General features: G+C 53.6%; 7 protein-coding genes. 2 read left to right on the top strand and 5 right to left on the bottom strand.

Going from position 1 to position 8,568, the window contains the following annotated elements; all coding sequences use genetic code 11:
• Positions 1–252 (top strand): hypothetical protein (locus ACQY36_RS07520; protein ID WP_428078646.1); only part of this gene is annotated, 252 nt, incomplete at its 5' end.
• A gap of 193 nt (positions 253–445) precedes the next feature.
• On the opposite strand, the gene ACQY36_RS07515 is transcribed toward ACQY36_RS07520, so the two are convergent.
• Entirely contained in the window at positions 446–1,999 is a 1,554-nt protein-coding gene (locus tag ACQY36_RS07515; RefSeq protein ID WP_428055744.1) for an L-aspartate oxidase, read from the bottom strand.
• A gap of 557 nt (positions 2,000–2,556) precedes the next feature.
• The gene (locus tag ACQY36_RS07510; RefSeq protein ID WP_428078644.1) at positions 2,557–3,075 is read right to left on the bottom strand and encodes a prepilin-type N-terminal cleavage/methylation domain-containing protein; all 519 of its coding nucleotides are present in this window, start codon (positions 3,073–3,075) and stop codon (positions 2,557–2,559) included.
• Positions 3,076–3,200: 125 nt separating this feature from the next.
• On the opposite strand from ACQY36_RS07510, the gene ACQY36_RS07505 reads away from it, so the two are divergent.
• Positions 3,201–3,731: a type IV pilin protein gene (locus ACQY36_RS07505; RefSeq protein WP_428078642.1), complete on the top strand. Its 531-nt coding sequence runs from the start codon at positions 3,201–3,203 to the stop codon at positions 3,729–3,731.
• A 58-nt stretch (positions 3,732–3,789) separates the two neighbouring features.
• Here ACQY36_RS07505 and ACQY36_RS07500 read toward each other — a convergent pair whose 3' ends face one another.
• The 3 genes from ACQY36_RS07500 to ACQY36_RS07490 all read right to left on the bottom strand — a co-directional run bounded on the left by ACQY36_RS07500 (position 3,790) and on the right by ACQY36_RS07490 (position 8,452).
• Positions 3,790–5,481, bottom strand: coding sequence for a DEAD/DEAH box helicase (locus tag ACQY36_RS07500; RefSeq protein WP_428078640.1), 1,692 nt, complete (start codon positions 5,479–5,481; stop codon positions 3,790–3,792).
• Between the two features lie 16 nt (positions 5,482–5,497).
• Positions 5,498–7,345: an ABC-F family ATP-binding cassette domain-containing protein gene (locus tag ACQY36_RS07495; protein ID WP_428078638.1), complete on the bottom strand. Its 1,848-nt coding sequence runs from the start codon at positions 7,343–7,345 to the stop codon at positions 5,498–5,500.
• Positions 7,346–7,441: 96 nt separating this feature from the next.
• Entirely contained in the window at positions 7,442–8,452 is a 1,011-nt protein-coding gene (locus ACQY36_RS07490) for a hypothetical protein (protein ID WP_428078636.1), read from the bottom strand.
• Between the last annotated feature and the right edge of the window lie 116 nt (positions 8,453–8,568).

The following is an 8,568-nucleotide window of genomic DNA, read 5'->3' as shown; positions in this document are numbered from 1 at the left end:
TATGCGAGGGGATACGACCCAATCGGTCTTTCCCCAATTTATCAAAAAAAAAAAAACAATACAAGCCTTTTATATCTTTCTTCTTTTATTTCTAAAAGAAGCAAAAAGTTATACTTCCTTTTTCTGACAGCAAAAAAGGAACAAAAAGACTGCCGGCCGGTGCCCATAAAATCCAGTTCTACGCGGCGCGTTTTACAACTCGCTTCGCTCAGACAAATAAAACGCTTCTCCCGCGTAAAACGGATTTTATAGACGGGCTAAGGCCGGAACCACAACGGCAACAACACGGCTAAGACCTGCTTAAAACGGCACAACAGCCCCCATCCGGCGGCCCGAAAAGCGGTCCGCAGGGTTCGGGCCCTATAAAACGGCACAACAGCCGCAGGGCCGGAGACAAAAAAGGCCGGGCGGAAAATTTCCGCCCGGCCTGTACAAAAACATCGGCTTACGCCTTTTCGTCCGACAGGTAATGACAGCCCAGCGAATGCCGGTTTTTCAGCGCCGCATACGTAATCAACAGCGCCGTCTGCGTGCCGTTGCGCAAATCCAACAGCTCCTGGCTAAGCGCGGTGCCTTTATAAAAAGCGTCAATTTCGTTATGCAGGTGGCGCAGAATCTTCTCCGCACGGCCCAAATGCTTCTGGCTGCGGATAAGCCCCACATAGTTCCACATCGTACTGCGAAGCGTCTCCAAATCCTGGCGCACCAGGCTGATGTCCGGCTTTTCTTCCGGCACCACCCAGTCTTTCGGGGTCGGGATGTGAAAGGAACCGGAGGCAATCTCTTCTGCGTCCGCTTCCGCGCATAAATACCCCATGGCCACGGCTTCCAGCAAAGAAGTGCTGGCCAGGCGGTTCGCGCCGTGATAGCCGGTGCACGCCGTTTCGCCGATGGCGTTTAAATTGACAATGTTCGTACGCCCCTGCGGCGTGGCATACACGCCGCCGCAGAAATAATGCGCGGCCGGCACCACAGGCACGGGCACTTTCGTCATATCAAAGCCTTCTTCCAGGCATTTTTTATAAATAGCCGGAAAACGCTCTTTGGTTTCTTCGGCCGGGTTGGCCGTAATGTCCAGATACACGCACTCGTGCGCCGTTTTCAAGCGTTCTTCTTCAATGGCGCGGGCCACTACGTCGCGCGGAGCGAGATCTTTTAACGGGTGGTATTTGGGCATAAAAGCTTCGCCGTTGCAGTTGCGCAGAACGGCGCCTTCGCCGCGAAGCGCTTCGGAAAGCAGAAAGCTTTTCCCTTTGGCAAACACCGTGGGGTGAAACTGCACAAATTCCATATTCATCACGCGCGCGCCCACGCGGTACGCCATCGCCACGCCGTGCCCGTAAGCGTGTTCGGCGTTGGTGGTATGGCGGTAAAGCTGGCCCACGCCCCCGGTGGCGAGAATGGTCTTTTTGGCGGTAACGGCAAACACTTCGCCGGATTTATTATCCAGCACGTACGCGCCGAACACCGTCAGCGGATAATAGCGGTCCATCGGGTCGGGCGAGCTGTGGGAGAGGGTCAGTAAATCAATGGCCGAGGCATACTCCCGCACCGTCACCAGCGGGTTGGCGCGCACGGCGGACTGAATGGCCGCCAGCATGGCGTGGCCGGTGGTGTCTTTGGAATAAATAATACGGTTTTTGCGGTGTGCGCCTTCGCGCGTAAAGCGCAGGCGGTGTGCTTCGTCGCGGTCAAAATTAACGGATAAATCTTTTAAAAACACTTCTTCCACGGCCCGGCAGCCCGCGGCGGAAATTTCCCGCACGGCGCGCGCGTTGCACATTCCGGCGGTGGCCATCTGCACGTCGGCCAGCAGATCATCCATATTCAGGTTGGGCTCGTAGACAATCCCCCCCTGCGCGAGGTCGCTGTTGGCTTGGGGCATTTCCCCGCAGCACAGGAGCATCGTTTTAAGGCCTTTCTTGGCGGCTTGATGCGCGTAGACGCACCCGGCTATTCCGCCGCCTATTACCAAACAATCGGTATGGAGTACTTTCATACTATATATTATATAAAAAGCCCGGCACCGGGGCCCTTAAAAAACCCCCAAAAACATATTGCATATTATTTTTATATTTGTTATCATATATCTCCTTAATTTACAACCGTATGAAAAATTTGTATAATAATTATACGGAAAGATAAGAAGGTTCTCCTTATCCAATGTTTTTAACAGGAGAAAAGTATGATGATTAAGATACTTGAAAAAATGGCCGAAGCCTTGACGAAAGTAGGCGAAAACGTCAGCGGCGCCCATTATATGATCGGTAAAAAATAATGGCAGGCCCGGGGTGAAACAGCACCCCAGTAAGCAGTTTGAAGCCGGCCATTCATTCGCCGGCGGACAGGGGAAGACAAACTCTTCCGCCTGTCCAAAACGGCTGACCTATCAGCGGACCGTAAAGCGCAGGCTTTATGGTTTTTTTCTTTTTATACCCCTTCTCCGCCCATGAAACTACTCCCCGGGCTGAAGCCCGGGGTGTTCTGTTAAGGTATTCATAAAAAAGCGCCCGCCCTTTTACAGCCCCGGGCGGACGCAAAAAATATCAAACTGACTTACGGTTTGGAACATTTTCCAGACGAGCAAGACGTATAGCCCATGGATTTGCACAAATCGGCCCCGGCGTCGCTGCGGGAGATGCACTGGTCGGTATAGCGGCCCGCAAAATCCGGATACAAATAGAAGTAATAGTCTTTATTGCTGTTCCCCTGCACGCGGTTTACCTGCACGCCCCAGTCGTAAATAATCACTTCAAAATAGCGCGTGCGCCGGCAATAGTCCGACGCGGTGCTGGCGGTGCAGGCCTTGGCGTTGGAAAGGTCCACGTCCAGATAGTCCATTTTCGGACGTTTGCGCGCGGCGGCGGACAAATCCGGATTGTCGTAATAATACCGGTTGACGGCTTCCAGCACCGTGTTGCCCGCCACCAGCCCTTCCGTGAAATGGCTGCGTTCCACGGATTTTTTATACGACCCGAAACCAATCCCGGCCAAAATAGCGATGATAATCACCACGGCCATCAGCTCGGTGAGCGTGAACCCTTTGGCAAGGATACGTTTTGCGTTACTATTCATAAATAAAACCCCTTAAACGTTGGAATGATATACCTTATTATAGCCTTTTTTCACCCGCTTGCAAGGGGGTTTGATATTGAAAAAACACTTAAAAACCGATATACTAACGATTAAAGGAGAACCCTATGAACAGATATCAATCCGGTTTTACGCTTGTTGAACTCTTGGCCGTAGTGCTGATTATCGCCGTTTTAACGTCGGTGGCTTTGCCGCAGTACCGCCGCTCCGTGCACCGTGCCGAAGCAATGGAGGCTTTGGTTAACCTCAAAACACTTTTTGATTCCGCCAAACGCTACCGCTCCGCCAATTCCGAAGCGCCCCTTAAATTAAACGGGCTGGACGTATCTTTCTTTGACGCGGACACCCCCGACGCCTCTACCTTTAACATAGGCAAATTCAAATATTTATTTTACACGGACCGCATTTCCGCCTGCCGCATCAGCGGTACAGGAGCCTCCACCTATTCCGATACATATTGTTTGGTAATGTCCTATAAAAGGGACATCGGCGGGACGACATACAAGGATTTGTTGGTATGCAACTCCGGCTCTTCCAAATGGAAGCACGTCTGCGAATCGCTGGCGCAGACCTGTTCTGACGGGACCGCCTCCAAAACGGGAGATTCTTATATTATCAGCGACAAAATATGTAACTAACCTATCCGCTGCAGCGTAAAAAAACCCGTCATCCGACGGGTTTTTTGTTGGGTAAATGTCAGCGGCGTTTGCGCTTAAAAAACTTGGAGAAAAACCGCGACGCCAGCCCCGGCTTGGCCGAAGCGGCTTTCGGCCCGGAAACGGACTTTCCGTCCGCCCGGCTGGCGGCGTTCTTGCGGCGCCGGGCCAGCTTTTTTTTGCTCGCGCCCACTTTGACGGTGCGGAACGGATTGGATTCCTGCGCTTCCAGCACGCGCTGTGCCTCCGCCGCTTTATGAAAAGTGCGGCGCCTGCCGGCGGCCTGCGCTTTAGAAGAACGGACTCCCTCTTTTACCAAAACTTTCCCCCCTTGTTTGGAAGCGGGCTTTGGCTGTACCGCCCGCGCGGGCGTTTCCCTGTGCGCCGGAGCGTTTTTATCCGCCGGTTTTAGGCCGCGCACGGCCCGGGCCGCTTCTTCCAATTGTTTTTCCGCCCGGGCGACGCGTTCATCCTGCGGCAAGTGCACTTCTCCCTCCGCCAGCAGGCGTTTGGCCGTCTGCGTGGCTTTGGAAGGGCGCGCGGAACGGTTGGAAGCGGCTTTGCGGCGGTTTTTGGAATGCGCGTCTCCCTCTTCCTGCGCCACGAATTTCGGGGCCGGAAGCGGCGCAATATTTTTTTGCACCGTTTTAACGGGAATAGAAAACTTGGTGACTTTGCAAATATCTTTCCACTTCTGTCCGTCATCAGAAATCAGCGACAGGGCAGACCCCACCGCCCCCGCGCGGCCCGTACGGCCAATGCGGTGGATATAATCTTCGGGGCATTGGGGCAAGTCGTAATTAATCACGTGGGCGATATGCGGCACGTCAATGCCGCGGGCGGCCACGTCCGTCGCCACCAGGATGCGCACCGTTTCGTTGCGGAAAAATTCCAGCACCTGCCGGCGGCGGTTCTGGCGCAGATCGCCGTGCAGGGCGTTGGCTTTCTGTCCGTAAAGTTTTAACTGTTTGGCCAGGCGGTCCGCGCCGTGTTTGGTGCGCGTAAAAATCAGCACCGAGCCCCGGCGGGTTTCCAGTTCGTGCAAGAGCTGGGGCAGTTTTTCCCGCACGCCTACGTGCACGATTTCCTGCACCACCAAATCGGCGGGAGACACCACGGAGCCGATTTGCACGCGCACGGGGTTACGCAAAAATTCATTCGCCAGCGACACGATTTCCCTGGGAAGCGTGGCCGAAAAAAGCAGCGTCTGGCGCGGCGCGGGAAGAGAATCCGCAATACGGCGGATATCGGCTATAAAACCCATATCCAGCATCCGGTCCGTTTCGTCCAACACCAGATAACGGGTTTGTTTTAAATTCACGGTTTTGCGGCCGATATGGTCAATCAGCCGGCCGGGCGTGGCAATCACCACGCGCGGCTTGCCGCGCAAATCCGCATACTGCTTATGCAAATTGTCCCCGCCGATGACCAGCGCGGCTTTAAGCGGGTGCTGGGGGTCCGAAAGTTTTTTAAGTTCGGCATAGGTCTGCTGCGCCAGTTCGCGCGTGGGAGACAAAATAAGCGCGTTCTCTTCCGGCCGTTCGGCCAGGCGCGCGGCCAGCGGCAGTAAAAACGCAAATGTTTTGCCCGTACCGGTCTGCGCGGTGCCCAGCACGTCTTTTCCTTCCAGGGCGGGCGGTACGGCCCCGGCCTGGATGGGAGTGGGTTCGGTAATGTTAAGCCGCGCGAGCGCGGCCTGTAAAAATTCGGGTAAAGCGGAAAAATCTTTCATAAAATTCCTTGTATGGTTATTGGGCGGCGGCCTGTTCGTATTCTTCGTTTAGGCGGATCCAGTCTTCTTCGGCGTTTTTCAGTTCGTCGTTTAAAAGGGCCAGTTCAATGCTGCCGTCCGCCGAGTATTGAGACACCAGTTGGTCTTCCAGTATTTTTTTACGGGCGGTGATTCTGTCAATTTTTTCGTCCAGCGCGCGGATTTCCTTCTTCAGCGGGGCCATGCGCGCACGCCGCTCGGCCGACGCTTTGCGCTGGGATTCTTTGGAAGTCATCTTGTCGCTGGCGAGGTCGTTGCGGTCATTGTTTTTAAGCAGCTGGGCTTTGTAGTCTTCCAGGTCTCCGGTAAAGGTCTGGCAGGTGCCGCGACGCACAATCCACAGCGTATCGCAGGTGTATTCAATCACGTGCAAATCATGCGTAATCAGCACGACGGCGCCTTCGTAATTGTTCAGCGCCTCCAACAGCGCCTGGCGGGATTGGATGTCCAGGTGGTTGGTCGGTTCGTCCAAAATCAAAAGGTGCGGCGCATCCTTGGTGATAAGCGCCAGCAGCAGGCGGGATTTTTCGCCGCCCGAGAGCTTGCCGATTTCCGTGTCCGACTTGGCTTTATTGAGCCCAAACGCCCCCAGCTGTGCGCGGATTTGCGTTTCCGTAGCCAGCGGCATAACGGCGGAGAGCTGTTCGTACGGCGTTTTTTCCACGTCCAATTCTTCCGTCTGGTGCTGGGAGAAATAGGCGATTTTCATTTTTTTGGCCATCGTCATTTTCCCCCCCATCAAAAGCAGGCGGTGCGACAGGATTTTGGCCAGCGTGGATTTGCCGTTTCCGTTCGCGCCCAACAGCGCGATGCGGTCGTCCGGCTCTATGCGCAGATTTAAACGCTCAAGCACGGGCTTGTCGTCGTATCCGGCCACGCCGTCTTCAATCGTAACCAGCGAGTTTTGCAGCCGCTCCGGCGACGGAAACAAAAAGTGCGCTTCCGGATCTTTGGGAATGGCAGGAGCGTCGCCCAGTTTTTCAATCATCTTAATGCGGCTTTGGGCCTGCTTGGCTTTGGTGGCTTTATAGCGGAAACGGTCCACGAACGACTGCAAATGCGCCACCACGCGCTCGTGCTTGGCGGCGGCCAGGCGCGCGCCTTCAATGGCGGCGGCGCGGGTGCGCTCGTACGTATCGTAATTGCCGTTATAGAGTTTTAACTGCGCGTCTTCCACGTGGATGATTTTATCGCACAGACGGTTTAAAATATGACGGTCGTGGCTGATGATGAAAACGGTTTTGTCCAAGCGCACCAAATAGTTTTCCAGCCACATGGCGGTTTCAAGGTCCAGGTGGTTGGTGGGCTCGTCCAAGAGCAGGCAGTTGGACGGCGCATACAGACACGCCGCCACATTGGCGCGCACCTGCCAGCCGCCCGAAAACTCTTTTAACGGACGTTTGAAATCTTCGTTTACAAAACCCAAGCCGCTTAAAATGGCGCTGGCGCGGGCTTCGGCGCTGTGCGCGCCCAGAAATTCCAGCTTGTCAAACACTTCGGCCATCCGTTCGCCGGAAATATTCGGGTTTTCCAGTTCTTTTTGCAGGGAAGAAAGCTCTTTGTCCGCCGCCAGCACATATTCCAACAGCGGCCGGGACGGATCGGCGATTTCCTGCGCCACGGAAGCAATCTTTGTGCCGCGCGAAACGTCAATTTTGCCGCCGTCCGGCGAGAACTTTCCTTCAATCAGCTTAAAAAGCGTACTCTTGCCGCAGCCGTTGGGCCCGACCAGGCCGACTTTCTGCCCGTCTTGAATCATTACGGAAGCGTCTTCAAACAGGGTGCGAAGGCCAAAATGGAAGGAAAGGTCTTTGATGTCTATCATACTATAGTTATATTTTACTAAATTTGGACATACGCCGCCGGGAAAAGAAAAACACCCCGGGGCGGTAAGAGCCTCGGGGTGTAAAATACATACTGTTTACCAGCCGTTTTTAACCTTTCTGCATTCAAATTTATCCACGGAACCAACACAGTCCGTATCGCCCACATTCCAAAAGCCATAGTTTCCCAGCCGCTCACATATATCTCCCGCAGTCCTGCAGGAGGAGTCCTCACAGGGATCGGTGGATAGATAAGAAGGAGGCTCACAGGTCCGTCCTCCGTGACTGCCCTCAGTAGGAAACCAATAATCGTCATAACTTTCCACAAATTCCCAATGCCATTTATAGCAAACCGTATCTGTGTTGGGCATAGACGGGCAGCACTCGCTTTTATTCGCAGCTTTATAAGAAGCATCCGAACAGTTATTTATTTTTGTACAGGTGCCCTGCCAGGCATTCCAGGAACAAGTAGAATAGTTCCAGGTGCGCGTCTGCGTCCCCGTATACCCGCTTGGGCAGGACTGGCTCGTCGCCTCACCGCTCGGAGGATTACACACCGATTCCTGCGGATTACCGCATACCAGATACACTTCTTCCGCTTTTTTGAGTTTTACTTTCTGCCACGACACCTGCGGCGCGCCGCTTGCTCCCGTTGCCGCGCACGACGGGAATTTTTCCCCTCCTGTACGCATATGCGACGCAAACAATTTCAGTTCGTCCACCGTCATATCAGCGGCTTCCAGACTGTAGCCGTTGTTTAACGTGCCGATACGCAGGTTTGTAGAGAAATCTATATTCGCCTCTCCAGAACCGCTCCCCAAAGCTACGTTCGTACTTTTTACGGCAGAAGCCGTGTTTAAATCTAATTTTCCCCGGTTCAGGTTGACGGTTGTGGCCTGCAACGGACGAATGCCCAAAGCTCCAGACTCTGAACAGCCCAGGTTCATTTCACAGGCTGACGTAAGACCTATGTCTAATTGTTTACTGGCGTTAATCTTACTGTATGCCACATACGGCACCGGAAAGTATGTTACCATTTTGATTTTATTTTCTGAGAATGCCAATAATGGCACACATAACAAAGATAAGGCAATAAAAATACGTTTCATAGAAACTCCTTCCATCCTTACGGGAATGGCCTAAATATCCCCGGAGAGAAGAGTTTAAGCGAGGTATGCGAGGGGATACGACCCAATAGGTCTTCCCCCAATTTATCAAAAAAAAA

The organism is Candidatus Avelusimicrobium alvi, from assembly GCF_958451995.1.
Classification (GTDB): Bacteria; Elusimicrobiota; Elusimicrobia; order Elusimicrobiales; family Elusimicrobiaceae; genus Avelusimicrobium; species Avelusimicrobium alvi.
This window is presented reverse-complemented; position numbering and strand designations above follow the sequence as displayed.

Bases quoted from the DNA above. Each gene is read 5' to 3' on its own strand.
- ACQY36_RS07515 (WP_428055744.1), bottom strand. From the start codon at position 1,999: ATGAAAGTACTCCATACCGATTGTTTGGTAATAGGCGGCGGAATAGCC.
- ACQY36_RS07510 (WP_428078644.1), bottom strand. From the start codon at position 3,075: ATGAATAGTAACGCAAAACGTATCCTTGCCAAAGGGTTCACGCTCACC.
- ACQY36_RS07505 (WP_428078642.1), top strand. From the start codon at position 3,201: ATGAACAGATATCAATCCGGTTTTACGCTTGTTGAACTCTTGGCCGTA.
- ACQY36_RS07500 (WP_428078640.1), bottom strand. From the start codon at position 5,481: ATGAAAGATTTTTCCGCTTTACCCGAATTTTTACAGGCCGCGCTCGCG.
- ACQY36_RS07495 (WP_428078638.1), bottom strand. From the start codon at position 7,345: ATGATAGACATCAAAGACCTTTCCTTCCATTTTGGCCTTCGCACCCTG.
- ACQY36_RS07490 (WP_428078636.1), bottom strand. From the start codon at position 8,452: ATGAAACGTATTTTTATTGCCTTATCTTTGTTATGTGTGCCATTATTG.